The sequence below is a fragment of the Polynucleobacter paneuropaeus genome (assembly GCF_003261235.1).
Lineage (GTDB): Bacteria > Pseudomonadota > Gammaproteobacteria > Burkholderiales > Burkholderiaceae > Polynucleobacter > Polynucleobacter paneuropaeus.
This window is the reverse complement of sequence record NZ_CP030085.1, coordinates 15,769-37,912: the sequence shown is the minus strand read 5'-3', so window position 1 is coordinate 37,912 and position 22,144 is coordinate 15,769. Positions and strand designations below refer to the sequence as shown.

The following is a 22,144-nucleotide window of genomic DNA, read 5'->3' as shown; positions in this document are numbered from 1 at the left end:
GCCCGGCAGTTACCTACTTTCACACGGGTAATCCGCACTATCATCGGCGTAAAGTCGTTTCACTGTCCTGTTCGAGATGGGAAGGAGTGGTTCCAACTTGCTATGGTCACCGGGCGTAGAGGGTTGAACTGTTGATAAATCAACAGTTCGATTTGAGTAAGCATGTAATAAGGATGCAGATTAAATCTGGCAAACATCCAACACAATAGTGCTGGTTATAGGATCAAGCCTAACGGGCAATTAGTATCGGTTAGCTTAACGCATTACTGCGCTTCCACACCCGACCTATCAACGTTGTGGTCTTCAACGACCCTTTATGTAGGTTAAACCTACGGGAGATCTCATCTTCAGGCAAGTTTCCCGCTTAGATGCTTTCAGCGGTTATCTCTTCCATTCATAGCTACCCTGCGATGCTTCTGGCGAAACAACAGGTACACCAGCGGAATGTCCACTCCGGTCCTCTCGTACTAGGAGCAGCCCCCGTCAAATCTCCAACGCCCATGGCAGATAGGGACCAAACTGTCTCACGACGTTTTAAACCCAGCTCACGTACCTCTTTAAATGGCGAACAGCCATACCCTTGGGACCGGCTACAGCCCCAGGATGAGATGAGCCGACATCGAGGTGCCAAACACCGCCGTCGATATGAACTCTTGGGCGGTATCAGCCTGTTATCCCCAGAGTACCTTTTATCCGTTGAGCGATGGCCCTTCCATACAGAACCACCGGATCACTATGACCTGCTTTCGCACCTGCTCGACTTGTCGGTCTCGCAGTTAAGCACGCTTTTGCCATTGCACTTTAGGTACGATGTCCGACCGTACCAAGCGTACCTTCGTACTCCTCCGTTACACTTTGGGAGGAGACCGCCCCAGTCAAACTGCCTACCATGCACTGTTCCCGACCCAGATAATGGGCCAAGGTTAGAACCTCAAATAAATCAGGGTGGTATTTCAAGGTTGGCTCCAGCGAAACTAGCATTCCGCTTTCAACGCCTCCCACCTATCCTACACAGACCGATTCAAAGTCCAATGCAAAGCTACAGTAAAGGTTCATGGGGTCTTTCCGTCTAGCCACGGGTAGATTGCATCATCACAAACATTTCAACTTCGCTGAGTCTCAGGAGGAGACAGTGTGGCCATCGTTACGCCATTCGTGCAGGTCGGAACTTACCCGACAAGGAATTTCGCTACCTTAGGACCGTTATAGTTACGGCCGCCGTTTACTGGGACTTCAATCAAGAGCTTGCACCCCATCATTTAATCTTCCAGCACCGGGCAGGCGTCACACCCTATACGTCCACTTTCGTGTTTGCAGAGTGCTGTGTTTTTATTAAACAGTCGCAGCCACCTTTTTATTGCAACCCTTTCGTCCTCCCGTTGTTCACGGTCAAACTACAAGGGCGCACCTTATCCCGAAGTTACGGTGCAAATTTGCCGAGTTCCTTCTCCTGAGTTCTCTCAAGCGCCTTAGAATACTCATCTCGCCCACCTGTGTCGGTTTGCGGTACGGTCTTGTTAGACTGAAGCTTAGAGGCTTTTCTTGGAACCACTTCCAATTGCTTCGCGAATAAATTCGCTCGTCTCACGCCCTTGAATTACGCTACCGGATTTACCTAATAGCCATCTCCAACGCAAGAACCGGGAATATCCAACACCCGGACAACTTTCCGCGATCCGTCCCCCCATCGCATCTAACAATGGTCAAGGAATATTAACCTTGTTCCCATCAGCTACGCATCTCTGCCTCGCCTTAGGGGCCGACTCACCCTGTTCCGATGAACGTTGAACAGGAAACCTTGGGCTTACGGCGAGGGGGCTTTTCACCCCCTTTATCGCTACTCATGTCAGCATTCGCACTTCTGATACCTCCAGCATCCTTTACAAGACACCTTCACAGGCTTACAGAACGCTCTCCTACCATCACATTGCTGTGATCCGCAGCTTCGGTTATATGCTTAGCCCCGTTACATCTTCCGCGCAGGACGACTCGATCAGTGAGCTATTACGCTTTCTTTAAAGGATGGCTGCTTCTAAGCCAACCTCCTGACTGTTTTAGCCTTCCCACTTCGTTTCCCACTTAGCATATATTAGGGACCTTAGCTGGCGGTCTGGGTTGTTTCCCTCTTGACACCGGACGTTAGCACCCGATGTCTGTCTCCCGTGCTTGCACTTGTAGGTATTCGGAGTTTGCTATGGCGCAGTAATCCGCAATGGACCCCACTACCATGACAGTGCTCTACCCCCTACAGTGATACACGAGGCACTACCTAAATAGTTTTCGGAGAGAACCAGCTATTTCCAGTTTTGTTTAGCCTTTCACCCCTATCCACAGCTCATCCCCTAACTTTTCAACGTTAGTGGGTTCGGTCCTCCAGTACGTGTTACCGCACCTTCAACCTGGCCATGGATAGATCAACTGGTTTCGGGTCTACACCCAGCAACTAACGCCCTATTCGGACTCGCTTTCGCTACGCCTTCCCTATTCGGTTAAGCTTGCTACTGAATGTAAGTCGCTGACCCATTATACAAAAGGTACGCAGTCACCCCTTACGAGGCTCCTACTGTTTGTATGCACACAATTTCAGGATCTATTTCACTCCCCTCCCGGGGTTCTTTTCGCCTTTCCCTCACGGTACTTGTTCACTATCGGTCGATTACGAGTATTTAGCCTTGGAGGATGGTCCCCCCATATTCAGACAGGATTTCACGTGTCCCGCCCTACTTGTCTCTAGCCTAGTACCACTCAATAATTTTCACATACGGGACTATCACCCTTTATTGTTGGACTTTCCATTCCATTCTGTTAATTACTGAGCTATCACTAGAAGGCTCTTCCCATTTCGCTCGCCACTACTTTGGGAATCTCGGTTGATGTCTTTTCCTCTCGCTACTTAGATGTTTCAGTTCACGAGGTTCGCTCCTCACATCCTATGTATTCAGATGTGGGTACCACAAAAGTGGTGGGTTTCCCCATTCAGAAATCCCCGGATCAAAGCTTATTTACCAGCTCCCCGGGGCTTATCGCAGGTTATAACGTCTTTCGTCGCCTGTAATCGCCAAGGCATCCATCATGTGCACTTATTCACTTGATCCTATAACGAGCACCATTGCTAGTACCTGTTACAGGTTTTACTTCTACTTCTGACATGTTTGCCGTAATCCAAACTTTAAGTACTTGTTAAAGAACTTGGTAAAACTCGTTTGTATTACTGATTGATGATTCAATCTTTACCCTTATTACATTGTCAAATATTCTCTCAAAGAAACATTTGACACTTTGCTTACTCAAATTTTTAAAGAACGGCCATAAATGGCAAAACTAAACAATCGCTAAATTGCTTAGTTTTGACATTTAGATGTTGGTGGAGGATGACGGGATCGAACCGACGACCCCCTGCTTGCAAAGCAGGTGCTCTCCCAGCTGAGCTAATCCCCCAACGTCCACTTAGTCCATATCGCTACTGCTGATTGGTGGGTCTGGTAGGACTTGAACCTACGACCCCTGCGTTATCAACACAGTGCTCTAACCAGCTGAGCTACAGACCCGTGGCTTTTATTGTCAACCGATAAGTGTGGGCACTATAGATCCAGCATCTTTCTCTAGAAAGGAGGTGATCCAGCCGCACCTTCCGATACGGCTACCTTGTTACGACTTTACCCCAGTCATGAACCCTGCCGTGGCAGTCGCCCTCCTTGCGGTTAGGCTAACGGCTTCTGGCAAAACCCACTCCCATGGTATGACGGGCGGTGTGTACAAGACCCGGGAACGTATTCACCGCGACATTCTGATCCGCGATTACTAGCGATTCCAGCTTCACGTAGTCGAGTTGCAGACTACGATCCGGACTACGATGCATTTTCTGAGATTAGCTCCCCCTCGCGGGTTGGCAACCCTCTGTATGCACCATTGTATGACGTGTGAAGCCCTACCCATAAGGGCCATGAGGACTTGACGTCATCCCCACCTTCCTCCGGTTTGTCACCGGCAGTCTCTTTAGAGTGCTCTTGCGTAGCAACTAAAGACAAGGGTTGCGCTCGTTGCGGGACTTAACCCAACATCTCACGACACGAGCTGACGACAGCCATGCAGCACCTGTGTTCACTTTCTCTTACGAGCACCTAATGTATCTCTACTTCGTTAGTGACATGTCAAGGGTAGGTAAGGTTTTTCGCGTTGCATCGAATTAATCCACATCATCCACCGCTTGTGCGGGTCCCCGTCAATTCCTTTGAGTTTTAATCTTGCGACCGTACTCCCCAGGCGGCTGACTTCACGCGTTAGCTACGTTACTCAGGATGTAAATCCCGAACAACTAGTCAGCATCGTTTAGGGCGTGGACTACCAGGGTATCTAATCCTGTTTGCTCCCCACGCTTTCGTGCATGAGCGTCAGTGTTATCCCAGGGGGCTGCCTTCGCCATTGGTATTCCTCCACATATCTACGCATTTCACTGCTACACGTGGAATTCTACCCCCCTCTGACACACTCTAGCTATACAGTCACAGGCGCCATTCCCAGGTTAAGCCCGGGGATTTCACGCCTGTCTTGTATAACCGCCTGCGCACGCTTTACGCCCAGTAATTCCGATTAACGCTCGCACCCTACGTATTACCGCGGCTGCTGGCACGTAGTTAGCCGGTGCTTATTCTTCAGGTACCGTCATTCCCGGACTGTGTTAGAGCCGGTGTTTCTTCCCTGACAAAAGAGCTTTACAACCCGAAGGCCTTCTTCACTCACGCGGCATTGCTGGATCAGGGTTGCCCCCATTGTCCAAAATTCCCCACTGCTGCCTCCCGTAGGAGTCTGGGCCGTGTCTCAGTCCCAGTGTGGCTGATCGTCCTCTCAGACCAGCTACTGATCGTCGCCTTGGTGGGCTTTTACCCCACCAACAAGCTAATCAGGCATCGGCCGCTCTAATCGCGCGAGGTCTTTCGATCCCCCGCTTTCCCCCTCAGGGCGTATGCGGTATTAGCACAGCTTTCGCTGCGTTATCCCCCACGATAAGGTACGTTCCGATGTATTACTCACCCGTTCGCCACTCGCCACCAGGTGCAAGCACCCGTGCTGCCGTTCGACTTGCATGTGTAAGGCATGCCGCCAGCGTTCAATCTGAGCCAGGATCAAACTCTTCAGTTCAATTCCTGTGATCCTTGCGGATCGTCGCACTCATTCAAGAAATTGACTTGGTAATAAAACCAAATCTTTTTACTGTCTATGAGTACTATTTATTTACATCTGTCCCGAAGGACTGGATGCTTTCACTTAGTACCCACAATTATCGGTTGACTAATTTTTAAAGAAGGGCTGGATCGTTTTTCAAAAACATCCAGCGAAGAAGCGAGACTATGACATACCCTGAGAGGGTTGTCAACACCTTCCGTAGTCTTTTTCCTATGAAAACGCTATTTTTTGGGGCCTATAACAGAAAAGGCTTCAAAATCAGTCATATAGAAAAACAAAAAAATCAGCTTTTTTGAGAAAGACTTAGGCCCAGTTCAAAAATTTCCAATTTTCGGAATTTTTTCTCCCATAAATCTGAAAAACTAGGCAATAAAACCTGTAAATTTTGTATTATTTTTAGTGGTTTATTAGGGAAAACCCTGAAATATTTCCCAAACACTGCTAAGATCCCGTTATGCACAACAAATCAAGTCAAATGCCAAGCGCTTCAAACGTTAGCAGACTAGCAGTGCCGGTCCGCGAGCTTCATGCTGGCCATCGAGAGGCAATACTTGAGCATTTTCTCCAATTAGAAGATGAAGATCGCCGCCTTCGCTTTGGTACTCAAACACCCAACGAAGTCATTGAACATTATGTTGGAAGCCTTGACTTCAATAAAGATGCAATCTTTGCGGTATTTGATGAAGATCTAAAAATTATTGGTCTTGCACATTTAGCTTACTTACCAAAACAAGAGAAACAGCATCGTGCTGCAGAGTTTGGTGTGTCTGTTCTGGAAAGTGCTCGACATCAAGGTGTTGGTTCCGCTCTTCTTGAGAGAGCTGCGGTGCATTCGCGCAATACACTTGTAGAAACTTTATATGTGCATTGCCTAGCAAACAATGCATCGATGATGCGGCTAGCGCAAAAAGTCGGTATGCGTGTTGAGTTTGCTTATGGCGATGCTGATGCCTATCTCAAACTCGAACCAGCAACTCCTGCAACGCTAGTAAAGGAAGCTGCCAATAAGCAGTGGGGCGACTTCGATTACGCTTTGAAGTCAAACTTGAAAAATAGTAGCGCTGCCTGGTGCTGGTTCTTAGGTCGCAAAACTGCAGCACTCTAATTTAGTTTGATTGAGGAGCGCCTTGCAATATCCAGGCACTCAAAAGCGATAATTCTGTATCACTTAATTTAGTATTTGCAGGCATTGGCACCACACCCCAGGCTCCTGCACCTCCATTACGAATTTTATTTTTCAAATATGCCAGCGCCTTAATATCGCCTTGGTATTTCTTAGCAACATCTTGATAACTTGGTCCTACAATTTTTTTATTGGCGGCATGACAACCCAGACACGCATTTTGTTTCGCTAGCGCAAAAGCTTTTTCATTATCTGAGCTTGTATGTACTTGTGCGATACATAGCGAACAAAAAATACACCAAAAGAAAATTGCTTTAGCGCAGGCTAGCACTAACTTCATTGGCGATAAATGAATGCTACTGAAACTTTGAAGGGCTAGTTGGCTGGGTCTCTTCAGCCTTACCCAATTTTTCTAGGCGGGCTTTCTCGGCATCAGAAATGATGTCAAAGAATGTAAACACTTCCTTAACGCCATTGGTATTGCTGGCTACTTTTTTAGCCAGATCTGCTTCGCTTTGGGTCAGGATGCCCAGCATATAAACGTTATCAGCCTCGACAACAATATCCATTGAGTTAGATGGAAGTTTTTCTGTAAAGATCATTTGAGTCTTTACTTTGGAATCTAAATAGGAATCGTTTGCTCGAGCAGCATAGGAACTGTTTGGCCCAATAATTAATTGATTCAATACTGATCGAACATTTTTCAAACTCTTGACGTACTCAGCCGCTTGATTCTTGATCTCATCATTTTTTACTTCGCCGGTGAGCAATACTTTCTGATTGAAAGAGTTCACGTTGATGTGCGCTGAGCTGCCGAAGCGTTTGGAAAGCGCGCTGTCTGCCTCAATCTCTAATCCTTTATCAATTGCCTGAACACCAGGACTGCGACGATCAGCCATGACCGAGGCCGTTGCGGCAACTCCGCCTACAGCCAAAACGCCACACCCCGATAAAAACGAAAGCAATACTCCAATGGCAATCCATTTGCTGAGAGGCTGAGTTTGCATTTTCACTTTCTAAAGAATGGATTTAATCGAGCATCAAATGGTCAACACCATCGCACAAGCTATGTAATAAAACTAAATGGGTTTCTTGAATACGGGCAGTGCGAGTAGAGGGGGCGCAGAGATGAACATCATTGCTGTCCAGTAGGCTGGCAATTTTTCCACCACCGTTGCCAGTCAATGCGATTATTTTCATGCCTAATTTTTTAGCTGCTTCAATGGCTTTCACGACATTCTTAGAATTACCTGATGTAGAAATTCCTAAAAGGATGTCGCCGGGCTTACCCAATCCCCGTACTTGCTTACTAAACACTTCGTCATAACTGTAATCATTTCCAACGGCCGTCAGAATTGAACTGTCGGTGGTTAATGCAATCGCAGCAAGCTCTTGACGCTCGCGCTCAAAACGGCCAATTAACTCGGCTGCAAAATGCTGGGCATCTGCCGCGGAACCACCATTACCACAGGCCATCACTTTGCCTCCACTTTGCAAACAATGCGTCATGGCGATAACGCCCTGGGCAACTGCAGCTGGCAGAATTTTTTCAGCCTCTTGTTTAACGGCAATGCTGTCTAAAAAATGTTGGGAGACTCTTAGACGTAAGCGCTCGGTTATATTTTTATCCATAACAATATTATGACCCAATTTGCGTTGAAATTGACTTTCATGATGGCCAATTCAAAACCCACGTATGCTCTCATCTATTCAACGCTTATTCGCAAAAATATCTATGGAACTTGATTCTTTTGACTTTCTAAAGCAGCAAGATTTGCCCACTGGAGCCCTATATGTTGTCGCAACACCAATCGGCAACCTCGGCGACATTACTTTGCGCGCCTTGCATATCTTAAAAGCGGTTGAAGGAATCGCCTGTGAAGATACTCGTCACAGCGTTGCACTCCTTCAACAATTTGGCATTCATAAAAAATGTCTCGCCCTGCATGAGCACAATGAAATGGCCGGTGCGCAAACTGTCATTCAGCATCTTGCCAACCATGAAAGATGGGCTTACATATCGGATGCTGGAACGCCTGGTGTATCTGACCCTGGCGCCCGCTTAGTACAAGCGGTCCACGCCGCAGGCTTTCGGGTAATTCCCATTCCTGGAGCCAGCGCAGTTGCGGCTGCAGTCTCTGTAGGTGGCTCAGTATTGACTGCAGCAGAAGGCCGCTTCCAATTTTTAGGCTTCTTGCCAAATAAAACTAAAGAGCGTGACGCCCTGTTAATCCAAATACAAAAGAGTGTGCAGGCCAGTATATTTTTTGAGTCGCCCCACCATATTCAAGATACCTTGAAACTCATTGGCAAAGCCCTTGAACCAGACCGCGAACTCATGATCGGCCGAGAATTAACTAAAAAATTTGAGCAAATTAGTTTTATCAGGGCTGCTGATATCCCAGAATGGCTAACTCAATCATCAAGCCTCAAAGGTGAATTTGTCGTTATGGTTGCAGGTCGCAGTGTCAGCAAAGATTTAGTCTCGGATGACTTATTAAGTCTCTGGGTTAAGGCACTCAAACCTTATTTGGGTAGCAAAGAAATTGCCGCGGTTCTATCCCAAACCCTTCCAGTCTCTAAAAAAGAGGCTTATCAAGCGGCCATTGATTCCAAAGCAGGGGATACAAAAAAATAAAGCTGACCAATTGTCAGCTTTATTAGTTGCTTGACTAGTGTTAGCCGCGTAATTTATTAGCCACCAGTCTTGGCTTCTGCTGAAGGATTGGCATCCTGAATATTCAGCTGGCCAACTGGCTTGATAATTTCATCAGCAGACTTGCCGCTATCAATACGCTTACCGTTATTGACATAAACCATCAACAATAAAATCACAATCAATGGCACAAAAAAGCTTGCAAACACGACGGTGATGAGTTGTTTTGGGGACTTAATCAGATTGCCGTGCTCGTTGCTCATAGGACTTTTGTAGTTTTATGGGTTTAAAGGATGTTGAGCTGCGATTATAACGAGTGCTTTCCGCCTTAGGCACTTACAATATGAGGGTGGCCAATTGCAGGGTTTCACATGGCGCCCGTAGCTCAGTGGATAGAGTATTGGCCTCCGAAGCCAAGGGTCGCAGGTTCGATTCCTGCCGGGCGCGCCAAAGCAGGGGGATTTTTGACCTATGTCATACGTGAAAGCTCAAAAACCACTATCATTTAGTTCTAAATAATTGATTTCTATTGAATATTAACGTGTCTAACCACCTAAATCCCTCTCTTTCCGACCAAAACATGGCTCCTTTGGCTCCTACTGAGCCATTGCCTCACCGCAAAATTATTCGTGGCTGGCTAATTCATATGGCGCAAGGTCAAGTAGGTCGTGCGCTTGGTCTTTTGTTGATTGATGCCTCTTTGTGGCTCGGCTGTATCGCAGGCACTATTTTTATTGAAAATATTGCGGTCAAGATTGCCTTGGGCTTAATTGCTGGGTTTGTAACTGGTCGTATTTTTATTCTTGGGCATGATGCATGCCATCAAAGCTTTACACCTAATCGTGAACTCAATAAGGTCCTTGGTCGTATTGCCTTCTTGCCCTCTCTAACCCCCTATAGTCTGTGGGATGTAGGGCACAACGTCGTGCATCATGGTCAAACCAATTTAAAAGGTTTCGACTTTGTCTGGGCGCCCCTATCTAAAGCAGAATTTGATGCCTTGCCAGCTTGGCGCAAAACGCTTGAGCGCCTTTACCGCAGTGGTTGGGGCCCAGTCTTTTACTATTTGATCGAGATTTGGTGGAGACGCGAGTACTTTCCAAATGCCCAAAATAAACCGGGTGATCGTCCTATCTTTCTTAAAGACAATCTCTTGGTTACGGCTTTTGCCATTATTTGGATTGGATGCTTGATCGCTGGAGCCTTGGCGACGGGTCAGTCGATTTGGGTCGGGCTGATTACCGGTTTTGCTCTGCCATTCTTATTTTGGAACGGCATGATTGGTTTTGTCGTTTACGTGCACCATACCCATCCATCCGTTTCTTGGTATGACAAAAAATCAGAGTGGTTGCGTGCCCAGCCCTTTGTATCGACTACTGTCCACCTGACTTTTGGCTGGATTTGGGGTGCCCTGATGCACCACATCATGGAACATACGGCTCACCACGTCGATATGAGCATACCCCTTTACAACCTCAAAGATGCTCAAAATACCCTGGAAACAATGCTTCCAGAGCGGATTTTCATTCAAAAGTTCTCCTGGGACTGGTATTTTGATACTGCCAGCAAATGCAAGCTTTATGATTTTGAAAACAAAGCTTGGCTCGACTTTGACGGTAATAAAACTGCGGATTCGGTTCGGGTTCTCCTGAGCCCAGCCCCAGCGGGACAAAACGGGTAAAATAGACCCTCTGTTCAGATTTGTCTTACCCGGATTGCCCATGACTACCTCGACTCCAGCTGCTACACAAGAAACCTCCCAGAGCCTCAAGTTTTGCTCTTCTTGCAGTCGCGAAAAGCGCCTTGAAGGCGGAACTTGGATTCCAACCAGCAACCGTAAGCAACGCTGGATTTGCGCAAGCTGTCTTTACAACCGCACACATCGCACGGGCTCTGCAAAAGCCTAACTAAAGTAGTTAGACGCCATCCCCAACATAGGGATTGGTTTTTCTTTCTTGCCCAAAAGTAGACATCGGCCCATGCCCGGGCACAAATTGCACGTCATCGCCTAAGGGCCATAACTTTGTCTTAATAGCATTAATTAAATCGGCGTGATTGCCGCGAGGGAAGTCGGTGCGGCCGATCGATCCCGCAAAGAGTACATCACCGACTAAAGCTAGCTTGTCTTCTTTATCAAAAAATACAACATGTCCTGGAGTATGTCCTGGGCAGTGAAAAACTTCAAAATCTACATCGCCGACTTGTACGTGATCTCCATTATTCAGCCAACGAGTTGGCTCAAAAGCTTTAGCATGACCAAATCCAAATCGCACTGCTTGTTCAGGCAGCTGATCAATCCAAAATCGCTCCTCAATTTGCGGGCCCTCAATGGGGACATGCAATTGCTCAGAAAGCTCTTGGGCGGCAGCACAATGATCTAAATGCCCGTGAGTCAATAGAATTTTTTTTACATTGCCCCCCATTTGCTTTACGCCATCCAGGATCTTATCGATGTCGCCGCCTGGGTCAACAATAGCTGCATCACCTGTGTTTTGACATACCAGAATTGAACAATTTTGCTCAAAGGGCGTAACGGGTACGATACCTAATTTAATGGGCATATTTTGGATAGATTGTTTAGCGAATCGGTAAGATAACAGTTTAGAGCACAAGTTATAAAATAGGGCAGCAAGGCAAGCGATGAATACACAAGATAAATTTAAATTTACTGAGACCCACGAGTGGGCCAATCCTGAAGATGATGGCTTGGTATGGGTAGGTATCAGCGATCATGCTCAAGAGGCGCTTGGTGACGTCATGTTCTTTCAGGCGCCGAAGCTAGGTCAACTTGTTGAGCAAGGTCAAAATATTGCTGTCATTGAGTCCGTTAAAGCTGCGAGCGATATTCATGCGCCAGTCAGTGGTGAGATCGTTGCTCTGAATCCGGATGTTGAGAGTCAGCCCGAAAGCATTAATGCAAAACCATATTCGGTTTGGCTTTTTAAAATCAAACCCAGCTCAGACGCTAGTCTAGCTATTGAACTACAAAATTTAATGGGCCTCGAAAAATATTCCGCTACAGCAGGCGCTTAAATCGCAATCGGATCACGCTCAATCAACCATCGGATGCGTGAGGCTTTGCTGATGCGCCCCTGAGAATCTTGACGCAATAAATGGTCAATCGACTCGAGTAATTCTTGTAAGTGTTTCCGACTATTTGACTCAATAAGAAGCTGAGCTCGCTCAGAGCCTGCTACCCGCATGATCGTTTTGGGCACTGGGTCATAAATCTTGACCCCCTTATGAACTAAGCCTCTCTCGGTCAATTGCGACTTCAGGTCACTTAAAAACTGAATTGCTTTTGCAATGCTCTTGCCCTCAGCATGAATAAGCCCTTGATACGAAAACGGGGGGAGCCCAGACTCTTCTCTCTCCTTGGCGGTGAACGATAAAAAGCCATCTACATCATGTCTTAATAAATACTGAAATACTGCCGCATCAGGATGCTGTGTTTCTATATAAATATCGCCACTGGCTTGATCGTGTTGTTTTGAGCGGCCTGCTCTTCCTGCCACTTGAATCAGCTGAGCAAATAATCTTTCAGCTGCCCTGAAGTCTTGGGAATATAAGCGACTATCAGCATCTAATACTGCAACAGTTCCAATGTTTTGATAATCATGGCCCTTTGCGATCATTTGTGTGCCCACCACAATATCTACATCGCCTTCATGAATTTTTTGGAAGAGCTCTTCGGCGCCCTTACTCCTTCTGCTAGAGTCTGTATCTACCCTCAGGACTGTTGCTTGGGGCCATGCGCCTTCAATCACGTCTTCAATTTTTTGTGTGCCCTGACCCACTGGCTTCAGATCTGCATTTCCACAATCAGGACAAAAATTAGGCATCGGCTTTACTAGGCCACAATGATGACAACTCAATACTGTTTTTTTACTCAATGCTCCTGCTTTATGCATCACCATGCAAGAGGAACACTGGGCACACTTGGACATCCATGAGCATGCAGAACAACTTATGACTGGAGCGTATCCACGTCGGTTAATCAAAATTAAGCTCTGCTTTTTTTCAGATAAACATTTAGTGATGGCGCCTTCCACTATTTTGGTGAATAAAGGTGAGTGGGAAGATCGATTTTGGGGATCCTGTGTATTCACAAGATGAACCTTGGGCAAGCTTGCGCCCTGAGCACGGCTGTCCAATCCAATGTGCTCATAACGCCCGACTTTTGCAGCCATCCACGTTTCTAATGACGGCGTAGCGGAGGCTAGTAAGATTGGCAAGCCTTGATCGTGTGCCCGCCAGATTGCGAGATCTCTTGCAGAGTATCGCGTTCCCTCTTGTTGTTTATACGAGGGATCATGCTCTTCGTCGACCACTATCGCACGTAGATTGGGCATTGGTGTAAGTACCGCTAAACGGGTGCCTAATATGATCTGCGCATCTCCATGCATGGCCTCATGCCAAGAGATGCCGCGCTGTTTCTCTGAAACACCACTATGTAATAGTGCAATTTTTTTATCTGGGAAATACGCTCGGATACGTCGCTCTAGCTGGGGAGTTAAATTAATTTCTGGAACAAGGAGCAATACCTGAGAATTTTTCTCTTGCAAAACACTAGCCAACCAATTTAAAAAAACGGCTGTCTTACCGCTCCCAGTTTGTCCCTGCAAAAGGATTGCCCTGAATCCTTCTGAGCCCTTCTTTTGTAGCAGGATATCTAGAGCGTTTTTTTGCTCCGAATTCAGTTGCGCTACGCCAATCAATTGCTCAGAATTGCTGGCTAAATCACTCTGCTTACTTTTCTTGTCGGTTGACGGTTTTGCTAGCCTAAGCTTTTCCCACCGCTCGGGTTTGCGCCACATCTGGGGAATGGAGGGAATAATCGTTTCGCCCAAAGAATGGATGTAATACTGGCTAGCAAAGTTCATCAAGCTTAAGAGCGCTGAATCCAAAGGGGGTAGGGGCGCCAATCCTAAAACTGCCTTTAATTTACTCTGCTCTATTTCAGAGTGAGTATTTACTTTTACTATAACTCCTATATTTATTGAATTTCCAAATGGCACCGAGACAATTTGGCCTATCACAGGATCAGCGCCGAGCTTTTGGCTGTCCCAGATATAGTCAAAGCCCTGCGCCAACGGCTTATCCAGAACAATCTGAACGAAGAGGGGGCTTGCCTTCATGGGTTACTTCATTTTCCTGTGGATAAGTCTGTGGATATCATTCCAATATACTGATTTACCTGTCAATTAATCAAATAGGTCAGCTGGTCTGAAATAGTATTATTTAAAGATAAGTCTATATAAATCAGATACTTACATTGACTTCTCGATGCTTCTAATGATCTTTGCCTCGAATCTAGCTGAATTACGCGCGCGCCGCCCTGCTGTGCATAACTTTGGCAAAAGGTCGCCACTAAGTTAGCAATTACTTTGCTCTATCTGCTTGCTCTGAGGACTCGGGATTTCTCGATCACGGCTGATGCCAAAACGGACACGCTATCTGGAGGGGTGAACTGGGAAATCCCATGGCCTAAATTAAATATATGGCCATCAAGAGAATGGCGATTTGGGCCTAAGGCGGGGGCACCAGCTAAATCATCGAACAAATTATTAACCTGATCAGTAATTTGTTTGGTGCCTGAAAATAGTACTAATGGGTCTAGGTTTCCCTGTAAGGCAAGGGGTTTGTTGATTTCTAATAACTCTTTGCGCGCCCTAGAAAGCGACATGGTCCAATCTAATGCTAGAACATCAGCGCCAATTTGGGCCATATCTTTTAGCCAAATTCCGCCGCCTTTTGTAAATACAATAATCGGAATTTTTCGTCCTTCGTGTTCGCGCGGTAATTGAGAAATTACTTTTTGCATCGCTGCCAAGGACATGCGCTGATACCAGCCATTAGGCAATAAACCGCCCCAGGTATCAAAGATCATCAGCGCTTGCGCTCCCGCTTTTACTTGCTCAGTTAAGTAAGCTGCAACAGATTGAATATTGATTTCAAGAATGCGCTCGAGCAAGTCTGGCCGAGCAAACATCATAGTCTTGGCATGACGAAAATCATCCGATCCAGAACCATCAATCATGTAACAAGCAAGTGTCCAAGGGCTTCCTGAGAAACCAATCAAGGGCACACGTTGCCTGCCATCTTGAATAAGCCCTTTGCGAATTTCAGAAACTGCATCAAAAACATAATGCAATTGATTCATGTCTGCGGTACGCAATTTATTGACGTCATCTTCGGTGCGTAATGGATGCTGAAAACTTGGGCCTTCTCCTGTTGCAAATTGAAGACCCAAACCCATCGCATCTGGAACTGTCAAAATGTCCGAGAAAAGAATTGCTGCATCCAACGGATATCGATCCAAGGGCTGAAGCGTGACCTCAGTGGCATAAGCAGGATTTTTTGCGAGCCCTAAAAAGCTTCCAGCCTTAGCACGAGTCGCATTGTATTCGGGGAGATATCGACCGGCTTGGCGCATAAGCCAAAGCGGGGTTTGATCCACCACTTCGCCGAAGCAAGCCTTTAAAAACCGATCATTTAACAACACGGGTTTGACCGGTAATTATTTTTTACGACGGAATCGGGCAATAGCAGCCAACTGTGCTGCAGCCATAGCAAATTCAGATTGGGCTAAGGCCAAATCAAAGTCTGTACCACGATTTTGCATTGCCTCTTCAGCCCGCTTCTTAGCTTCTAGTGCTTTTGCCTCATCGAGATCATGGCCACGAATAGCAGTGTCTGCTAAAACAGTAACGCGATCTGGCTGGACTTCTAAGTAGCCGCCAGCAACAAACACAAATTCTTCATCGCCATCGGCTTTTTCAATACGAACAGAGCCAGGACGAATTCGAGTAATTAATGGAGTATGGCCATGCAAAATACCGAGTTCACCAGTTTCACCTGGAAGGGCCACAAACTTAGCCTCTCCACTGAAAATGGAACGCTCGGCACTGACTACGTCGACATGTATGTTTGACATAATTTCCCTAGAAGAGCTCGATTAAAGCTTCTTCGCTTTCTCGATAGCTTCATCAATTGAACCCACCATGTAGAACGCTTGTTCTGGTAAGTGATCCAATTCACCACTCACGATCATCTTGAAGCCGCGAATGGTTTCTTTCAATGGAACGTATTTACCTGGAGAACCAGTGAACACTTCAGCAACGTGGAAAGGCTGGGATAAGAAACGCTGAATCTTACGAGCACGAGCCACTGCCAATTTGTCTTCAGGTGACAACTCGTCCATACCCAGAATTGCAATAATGTCGCGCAATTCTTTGTAGCGCTGTAATGTCATTTGAACTGAACGAGCAACTTCATAGTGCTCTTGACCAACTACTTGCGGGTCAAGCTGACGACTGGTAGAGTCCAATGGATCGACCGCTGGGTAAATACCCAAAGCGGCGATGTCGCGCGATAACACAACGGTGGAGTCTAAGTGTAAGAAGGTTGTCGCTGGTGATGGATCGGTCAAGTCGTCCGCAGGCACGTAAACGGCCTGAATAGAAGTAACGGAACCAGTCTTAGTTGAAGTAATGCGCTCTTGCAACTTACCCATCTCCTCAGCCAATGTAGGCTGATAACCCACAGCAGAAGGCATACGACCGAGCAAAGCGGAAACTTCGGTACCGGCCAAGGTGTAGCGATAAATATTGTCGACGAAGAACAAAATGTCACGGCCTTCGTCACGGAATGCTTCAGCCATGGTCAAACCAGTCAAGGCTACGCGCAAACGGTTACCAGGAGGTTCGTTCATCTGACCGAAAACCATCGCAACTTTATCGATAACGTTCGATTCTTTCATCTCGTGATAGAAGTCATTACCTTCACGAGTCCGCTCACCCACACCAGCAAACACAGATAAACCAGAGTGTTGCTTAGCGATGTTGTTAATCAATTCCATCATGTTCACGGTCTTACCAACACCCGCACCGCCGAACAGGCCAACCTTACCGCCTTTAGCGAATGGGCAAACCAAGTCGATCACCTTAATACCAGTCTCTAGCAAATCGACTGAAGGGGATAGTTCATCAAACTTTGGAGCTGGCTGGTGAATGGCGCGGCGCTCTTCAGTAGCAATTGGGCCGGCATCATCAATTGGGCGACCTAAAACATCCATGATGCGTCCCAATGTCGCTGGGCCAACAGGCACAGAAATTGGCTTACCGGTAGATTTCACTTCCATGCCGCGGCGCAAGCCATCGCTTGCTCCCATTGCAATCGCACGAACCACGCCGTCACCGATCTGTTGCTGAACTTCAAAGGTCAAACCTTTTTCAGCAAAAGATTTTTCGCCACTCTCCACCAATGTCAAGGCATCATAAATATTTGGCATTTTGTCGCGGGGGAACTGAATATCCACCACTGGACCAATACACTGAACAATATTTCCGTTACTCATCGCATCTCTCCGCTTTTAATTCCTAAATTCTTTCAAATTTCTAAATGACGTCCGCTTAAACAGCGGCCGCTCCACCAACAATCTCTGACAACTCTTTAGTAATAGCAGCTTGTCGTGTTTTGTTGTAATCCAATTGCAATTCACCAATTACGTTCTTCGCGTTATCTGACGCGGCCTTCATAGAGACCATGCGGGCAGATTGCTCAGAGGCCATGTTTTCGGCAACAGCCTGATAAATCATTGCCTCAACGTAACGCTTCAACAAACCATTCAAAATCGATTCTGCGTCTGGCTCATAGATATAGTCCCAAGACGGGCCGGACTTATCTGCTGCCACTAAAGCAGCTGGCTCTAGAGGCAACAGCTTTTCTAAAACCGGCTCTTGTTTCATTGCATTAACAAAGCGGGTGTACCCCAAATACACAGCATCAATCTCACCTTTTTCAAACGCCTCTAACTGAGCAGTAATCGCGCCAATCAAAACATCTAAATGGGGTGTATCACCAATTTGAATTGTTTGAGAGATGAGCTTTGCTTTTGAGCGATTCAAAAATTGAAGGCCCTTAGAGCCAATCGCCGTGTAAGCAATCTCAATACTTTTAGCTTGCATATCGCGCACTTGATTTGCAATCAAACGCAATACGTTGGTATTTAAACCGCCGCACAAGCCTTTGTCTGTTGTAACCAAGATCGTGCCAATTTTCTTCACTTCGCGAGTCGCCATATAGGCAGGGCGGTACTCAGGATTCGCTTTAGAAAGATTAGCAACAATTTCACGAATTTTTTCAGCATATGGGCGCGCATTACGCATACGCTCCTGGGCGCGACGCATCTTGGATGCGGCGACCATTTCCATTGCCTTTGTGATCTTGCGCGTATTTTGTACGCTCTTGATCTTTGATCGTATCTCTTTTGTGCCTGCCATGATCTCTTCGCGTCCTTAGAAGGCTGCTGAACGCTTGTAGTCCTCAATCGCAGCCCGCAATGCAGCTTCGTCTTCTTTGCTCAGATCTTTGGTTTCTTCAATGCGGCCAACTAAGTCCGCATACTTAGATTTCAAATGATCTTGTAAGCCTTTTTCGAATGGCAATACGTTCTTGACTTCAATGTCATCGAAAAAGCCATTGTTCACTGCATAGAGCGAAGCGGCCATTTCCCAAACTTGGAGCGGCTTGTATTGCGCTTGCTTACACAATTCTGTAACACGGCGACCGCGCTCGAGCTGCTTGCGGGTTGCTTCGTCAAGATCCGATGCGAACTGAGCAAACGCTGCCAATTCACGATATTGTGCTAAGTCAGTACGAATACCGCCAGACAATTTTTTAATTACTTTAGTTTGTGCAGCACCACCAACGCGGGAAACAGAAATACCGGCGTTAATCGCAGGACGCACACCAGCATTGAACAAATCGGTTTCCAAGAAGATCTGACCATCAGTAATCGAAATCACGTTGGTTGGAACGAAGGCAGAAACGTCGCCCGCCTGAGTCTCAATAATTGGCAATGCGGTCAAAGAACCGGTCTTGCCTTTCACAGCGCCATTCGTAAATTTCTCAACATATTCCGCATTCACACGAGCGGCGCGCTCGAGCAAGCGTGAGTGGAGGTAGAACACGTCGCCAGGGTAAGCTTCACGGCCTGGTGGACGACGGAGCAATAGGGAGATCTGACGATAAGCAACGGCTTGTTTAGTTAAGTCGTCATATACGATTAATGCATCTTCGCCACGATCGCGGAAGTATTCACCCATTGTGCAGCCTGCGTAAGCAGAAAGATACTGCATCGCTGCAGACTCAGAAGCACTCGCTGCAACCACTACGGTGTACTCCATCGCGCCTAATTCTGTGAGCTTACGAACTACGTTAGCAATGGTGGAAGCTTTTTGACCGATCGCCACGTAAACGCAATAAACACCTTTACCTTTTTGGTTAATGATCGCATCAACTGCTACCGCTGTCTTACCAGTTTGACGGTCGCCAATGATCAACTCGCGCTGACCGCGTCCGATTGGAACCATCGCATCAATCGCCTTCAAACCAGTTTGAACTGGCTGACTAACAGATTGACGTGCGATAACGCCGGGAGCAACTTTTTCAATAAAGTCAGTTAATTTAGTATTAATTGGACCCTTGCCATCAATGGGCTGACCCAGTGCGTTTACAACGCGACCGAGTAACTCTGGTCCAACTGGAACTTCCAAAATACGACCCGTACATTTAACTGGGTCGCCTTCTTTAATGTGGGTGTATTCACCCAACACTACGGCACCAACAGAATCGCGCTCTAGGTTCAAAGCGAGGCCGATTGTGTTGTTAGGGAACTCCAACATTTCGCCCTGCATCACACCAGACAATCCATGTACGCGGCAGATACCGTCAGTTACTGAAATAACAGTGCCTTCATTGCGAGATTTGGCATCAACGCCTAGTTCGCTAATTCGGCTTTTGATCAGCTCGCTGATCTCGGATGGGTTGAGTTGCATTACTTACTCCTGGGTCTTATTTCGTATGTTCTTAATCGGGATAATTTATGCGCCAAGACTTGCTTGCATTCGAGCTAACCGTGCCTTAACGGAACTATCCATCACTTCGTCGCCAACTTGAATGCGGACACCGCCAATCAAAGCTGGATCAACTTGAATAGTTGGGCGTAATTCTTTGCCCCCAAAGCGCTTCTTCAAACTTGACAACAAATCATTCAGCGCAGAACCCTCTAAAGGAAATGCGCTGGTAATCATTACTTCTGCCGCACCTTCGCTCTTGTTCTTCATTGCCTCAAATTGATTTGCAATTTCAGGAACAGCAGCTAAGCGATGGTTTTGATTCACGAGACTTAAAAAACTTAAGGTCTTGCCATCAAGCTTTGTCTTTACCATTCCAGATAAGAGCTTGGTTAAGTCATCCGCAGATACCTTTGGATTATTAGACAGACTTGCAATTTCAGGCAGCACAGCAAGCTGGGCCAATTCACCTAACTGCTCCATGAATGAAGCAAGCTCAGCTGGTTTAGCGCTTTGAAAAAGCGCCTCAGCATAAGGGCGAGCAATCGTGGCTAACTCAGCCATATCAAAGCTCTGCCTTCAGTTGATCAAGCAATGCGCCATGGGCTTTGGCATCAACCTCGCGACGCAAAATTTGCTCAGCGCCTTTAACAGCAAGTACAGCAACCTCGGCACGCAATACTTCGCGAGCACGGGTGACTTGCTGATCAGCATCTTCTTTAGCTTGAGAAATAATGCGCGCAGCTTCTGCTTGTGCATTGGCACGAATTTCTTCTGCAGACATTTGTGCACGTTTTTCAGCTTCAGCAACACGCTGCACACCTTCTTGACGAGCCTTAGAAAGCTCTTGTTCGGCAGCATTATTTGCCATTGCTAATTCTTCTTTGCCGCGCTCAGCAGCAGCTAAGCCATCAGCAATTTTGCTTGAACGCTCATCTAATGCCTTAATTAGTGGTGGCCACACAAAGCGTGCGACAACCCACCATAAGACAAAGAAAACGATCATTTGCGCGAATAGGGTCGCGTTCAGATTCACGATATTCCTTTCAGTATTGTTGAGAACGGTTGGATGACCGACCGGTCATCCACGCCAAAACAATTACTTAATAACTGCGAGCAGTGGGTTTGCGAAAGCAAACAACATTGCAACACCAACGCCGATCAAGAACGCAGCGTCGATCAAACCAGCCAAGAGGAACATCTTGGTTTGCAATTCGTTGATGAGTTCGGGCTGACGAGCCGCACCTTCGATGAACTTACCGCCCATCAAACCAATGCCTAAACAGGCACCTAAAGCGCCGAGGCCGATGATGAGGCCGATACCGATAGCGGTCAGCCCTTGAATGTTAGCTAAGAATGCTTGCATGTTTACTCCTAAGTATTGAAGGTGAGGTTAAAAATAAAAAGGTTAATGGTGACTATGAGCTTGGCCAATGTAAACCAAGGTCAACATCATGAAAATAAAAGCTTGCAACAGGATAACTAAGATGTGGAAGATCGCCCATGCCGAGCCAGCTAAGACGTTGCCAACGAAGCCCAACATATAAAGGTCGAGATTAAAGGTCCACATACTTCCCAAGAGCGCAATCAACAAAAAGATGAGTTCGCCTGCATACATATTGCCGAAAAGTCGCATTCCTAAAGAAACGCCTTTAGCAACATACTCGATGATGTTCAAAACCAAATTGAATGGGGCCAAGTACCACTTAGCGCCAAATGGTGCGGAAACTAACTCATGCATGAATCCGCCAAAACCCTTGACCTTGAAGCTGTAATAAAAAACTAAGAGCAATACCGAAAAGGACAGCCCCAATGTTGCATTAAGGTCTGTCGTTGGAACAATTTTGTGGTGGGGCACATGCACACCAAAGCTACCGATAAATTGATTGACCCCAAAAATCCAATCCACTGGGATGAGGTCCAAGGTATTTAAAAGAATGATCCAGCAAAACACGAATAGCGCGAGGGGGGCAACATAAGATCTGTCGCCATGAACAATTCCCTTAGATTGGGTTTCGACCATCTCAACCAACATTTCAACTAAACACTGGAAGCGGCCAGGAACACCTGGGGAAGCTCTGCGAGCGGCGATGACTAATAGGAAAACAGCCAGCAGACCCATTAATGTGGTCCAAAACATGGTGTCTAGGTTAACTACGCTGAAGTCAATGATGGAGGCTTGATGGCCGCCAAGGGTATTCAAGTTTTGTAGATGTTCGGCAATATAAGCTGTAGGAGTAAGAGGTTCACTCGCCACGTTGTGGGCCATTTCTGCCGCTGCGTTTACTTCGCTAGACATCTCTAAACTCGTCCTTTAATAAT

The 22,144-nt window shown here is 46.7% G+C and carries 20 protein-coding genes, 3 tRNA genes and 3 rRNA genes; 6 read left to right on the top strand and 20 right to left on the bottom strand.

The annotated features are described in order from the left end of the window. From rrf to Pas1_RS00185, 5 genes are all read right to left on the bottom strand, one after another. Window positions 1-114 (bottom strand): 5S ribosomal RNA (gene rrf, locus Pas1_RS00205). A gap of 105 nt (window positions 115-219) precedes the next feature. Further along, window positions 220-3,094 (bottom strand): 23S ribosomal RNA (locus Pas1_RS00200). Window positions 3,095-3,362: 268 nt separating this feature from the next. After that, window positions 3,363-3,438 (bottom strand) — tRNA-Ala (locus Pas1_RS00195). A gap of 33 nt (window positions 3,439-3,471) precedes the next feature. Beyond that, window positions 3,472-3,548, bottom strand: a tRNA-Ile gene (locus tag Pas1_RS00190). 58 nt (window positions 3,549-3,606) lie between these two features. After that, window positions 3,607-5,139: ribosomal RNA gene (locus tag Pas1_RS00185) — 16S ribosomal RNA — on the bottom strand. The 16S, 23S and 5S rRNA genes sit together here with 2 tRNA genes alongside, the layout of an rRNA operon. Before the next feature lie 499 nt (window positions 5,140-5,638). On the opposite strand from Pas1_RS00185, the gene Pas1_RS00180 reads away from it, so the two are divergent. Beyond that, entirely contained in the window at window positions 5,639-6,289 is a 651-nt protein-coding gene (locus Pas1_RS00180; protein WP_112202571.1) for a GNAT family N-acetyltransferase, read from the top strand. Between the two features lies 1 nt (window position 6,290). Here the strand turns inward: Pas1_RS00180 and Pas1_RS00175 are convergent, their stop codons facing one another. From Pas1_RS00175 to Pas1_RS00165, 3 genes are read right to left on the bottom strand one after another with little or no spacing between them, the layout of a single operon-like run. Further along, window positions 6,291-6,647, bottom strand: coding sequence for a c-type cytochrome (locus tag Pas1_RS00175; protein ID WP_225971622.1), 357 nt, complete (start codon window positions 6,645-6,647; stop codon window positions 6,291-6,293). 16 nt (window positions 6,648-6,663) lie between these two features. Continuing rightward, on the bottom strand, window positions 6,664-7,314 hold the full coding sequence (locus Pas1_RS00170) for a BON domain-containing protein (RefSeq protein WP_112294166.1): 651 nt from the start codon (window positions 7,312-7,314) through the stop codon (window positions 6,664-6,666). A 22-nt stretch (window positions 7,315-7,336) separates the two neighbouring features. After that, the gene (locus Pas1_RS00165; protein WP_112202567.1) at window positions 7,337-7,939 is read right to left on the bottom strand and encodes a phosphoheptose isomerase; all 603 of its coding nucleotides are present in this window, start codon (window positions 7,937-7,939) and stop codon (window positions 7,337-7,339) included. 103 nt (window positions 7,940-8,042) lie between these two features. On the opposite strand from Pas1_RS00165, the gene rsmI reads away from it, so the two are divergent. Then, entirely contained in the window at window positions 8,043-8,945 is a 903-nt protein-coding gene (rsmI, locus tag Pas1_RS00160) for a 16S rRNA (cytidine(1402)-2'-O)-methyltransferase (protein WP_112295131.1), read from the top strand. A gap of 56 nt (window positions 8,946-9,001) precedes the next feature. Here the strand turns inward: rsmI and Pas1_RS00155 are convergent, their stop codons facing one another. Further along, window positions 9,002-9,226, bottom strand: a complete 225-nt coding sequence (locus tag Pas1_RS00155; protein ID WP_225971621.1) for a hypothetical protein — start codon at window positions 9,224-9,226, stop codon at window positions 9,002-9,004. Window positions 9,227-9,337: 111 nt separating this feature from the next. Here Pas1_RS00155 and Pas1_RS00150 point away from each other — a divergent pair. The 3 genes from Pas1_RS00150 to Pas1_RS00140 all read left to right on the top strand — a co-directional run bounded on the left by Pas1_RS00150 (window position 9,338) and on the right by Pas1_RS00140 (window position 10,870). Further along, window positions 9,338-9,413, top strand: a tRNA-Arg gene (locus Pas1_RS00150). A 130-nt stretch (window positions 9,414-9,543) separates the two neighbouring features. Beyond that, window positions 9,544-10,644: a fatty acid desaturase gene (locus Pas1_RS00145; protein WP_112236961.1), complete on the top strand. Its 1,101-nt coding sequence runs from the start codon at window positions 9,544-9,546 to the stop codon at window positions 10,642-10,644. Between the two features lie 40 nt (window positions 10,645-10,684). After that, window positions 10,685-10,870, top strand: a complete 186-nt coding sequence (locus Pas1_RS00140; protein WP_112202563.1) for a hypothetical protein — start codon at window positions 10,685-10,687, stop codon at window positions 10,868-10,870. A 9-nt stretch (window positions 10,871-10,879) separates the two neighbouring features. Here the strand turns inward: Pas1_RS00140 and Pas1_RS00135 are convergent, their stop codons facing one another. After that, window positions 10,880-11,518: an MBL fold metallo-hydrolase gene (locus tag Pas1_RS00135; protein WP_112205760.1), complete on the bottom strand. Its 639-nt coding sequence runs from the start codon at window positions 11,516-11,518 to the stop codon at window positions 10,880-10,882. 85 nt (window positions 11,519-11,603) lie between these two features. Between Pas1_RS00135 and gcvH the strand changes: the two genes are divergently transcribed. Then, window positions 11,604-11,996: a glycine cleavage system protein GcvH gene (gene gcvH / locus Pas1_RS00130; RefSeq protein ID WP_112202562.1), complete on the top strand. Its 393-nt coding sequence runs from the start codon at window positions 11,604-11,606 to the stop codon at window positions 11,994-11,996. Here gcvH and priA read toward each other — a convergent pair. From priA to atpB, 10 genes are all read right to left on the bottom strand, one after another. Continuing rightward, window positions 11,993-14,101, bottom strand: coding sequence for a replication restart helicase PriA (gene priA, locus Pas1_RS00125; protein ID WP_112294165.1), 2,109 nt, complete (start codon window positions 14,099-14,101; stop codon window positions 11,993-11,995). The genes gcvH and priA overlap by 4 nt on opposite strands. 254 nt (window positions 14,102-14,355) lie before the next feature. Next, window positions 14,356-15,468 (bottom strand): uroporphyrinogen decarboxylase, encoded by a 1,113-nt coding sequence (hemE, locus tag Pas1_RS00120; protein ID WP_112294164.1) that lies wholly within the window; start codon window positions 15,466-15,468, stop codon window positions 14,356-14,358. A 15-nt stretch (window positions 15,469-15,483) separates the two neighbouring features. Then, window positions 15,484-15,900 carry a F0F1 ATP synthase subunit epsilon gene (locus tag Pas1_RS00115; RefSeq protein ID WP_112202557.1) on the bottom strand — a complete coding sequence of 139 codons (417 nt, stop codon included), beginning with the start codon at window positions 15,898-15,900 and terminating at the stop codon, window positions 15,484-15,486. 21 nt (window positions 15,901-15,921) lie between these two features. Further along, the gene (atpD, locus tag Pas1_RS00110; protein ID WP_112202554.1) at window positions 15,922-17,322 is read right to left on the bottom strand and encodes a F0F1 ATP synthase subunit beta; all 1,401 of its coding nucleotides are present in this window, start codon (window positions 17,320-17,322) and stop codon (window positions 15,922-15,924) included. Window positions 17,323-17,377: 55 nt separating this feature from the next. Beyond that, complete coding sequence (gene atpG / locus Pas1_RS00105) at window positions 17,378-18,247, bottom strand: F0F1 ATP synthase subunit gamma (RefSeq protein WP_112202552.1); 870 nt, start codon at window positions 18,245-18,247, stop codon at window positions 17,378-17,380. Window positions 18,248-18,262: 15 nt separating this feature from the next. Next, on the bottom strand, window positions 18,263-19,804 hold the full coding sequence (atpA, locus tag Pas1_RS00100) for a F0F1 ATP synthase subunit alpha (RefSeq protein WP_112202550.1): 1,542 nt from the start codon (window positions 19,802-19,804) through the stop codon (window positions 18,263-18,265). Window positions 19,805-19,849: 45 nt separating this feature from the next. Further along, window positions 19,850-20,386 (bottom strand): F0F1 ATP synthase subunit delta, encoded by a 537-nt coding sequence (locus Pas1_RS00095; RefSeq protein WP_112294163.1) that lies wholly within the window; start codon window positions 20,384-20,386, stop codon window positions 19,850-19,852. A 1-nt stretch (window position 20,387) separates the two neighbouring features. After that, a complete protein-coding gene (locus Pas1_RS00090) occupies window positions 20,388-20,858 on the bottom strand; it encodes a F0F1 ATP synthase subunit B (protein ID WP_112202546.1) in 471 nt (156 codons plus the stop codon). Window positions 20,859-20,921: 63 nt separating this feature from the next. Continuing rightward, entirely contained in the window at window positions 20,922-21,188 is a 267-nt protein-coding gene (atpE, locus tag Pas1_RS00085; protein ID WP_028818346.1) for a F0F1 ATP synthase subunit C, read from the bottom strand. A gap of 42 nt (window positions 21,189-21,230) precedes the next feature. Beyond that, complete coding sequence (atpB, locus tag Pas1_RS00080; RefSeq protein ID WP_112202544.1) at window positions 21,231-22,121, bottom strand: F0F1 ATP synthase subunit A; 891 nt, start codon at window positions 22,119-22,121, stop codon at window positions 21,231-21,233. Between the last annotated feature and the right edge of the window lie 23 nt (window positions 22,122-22,144).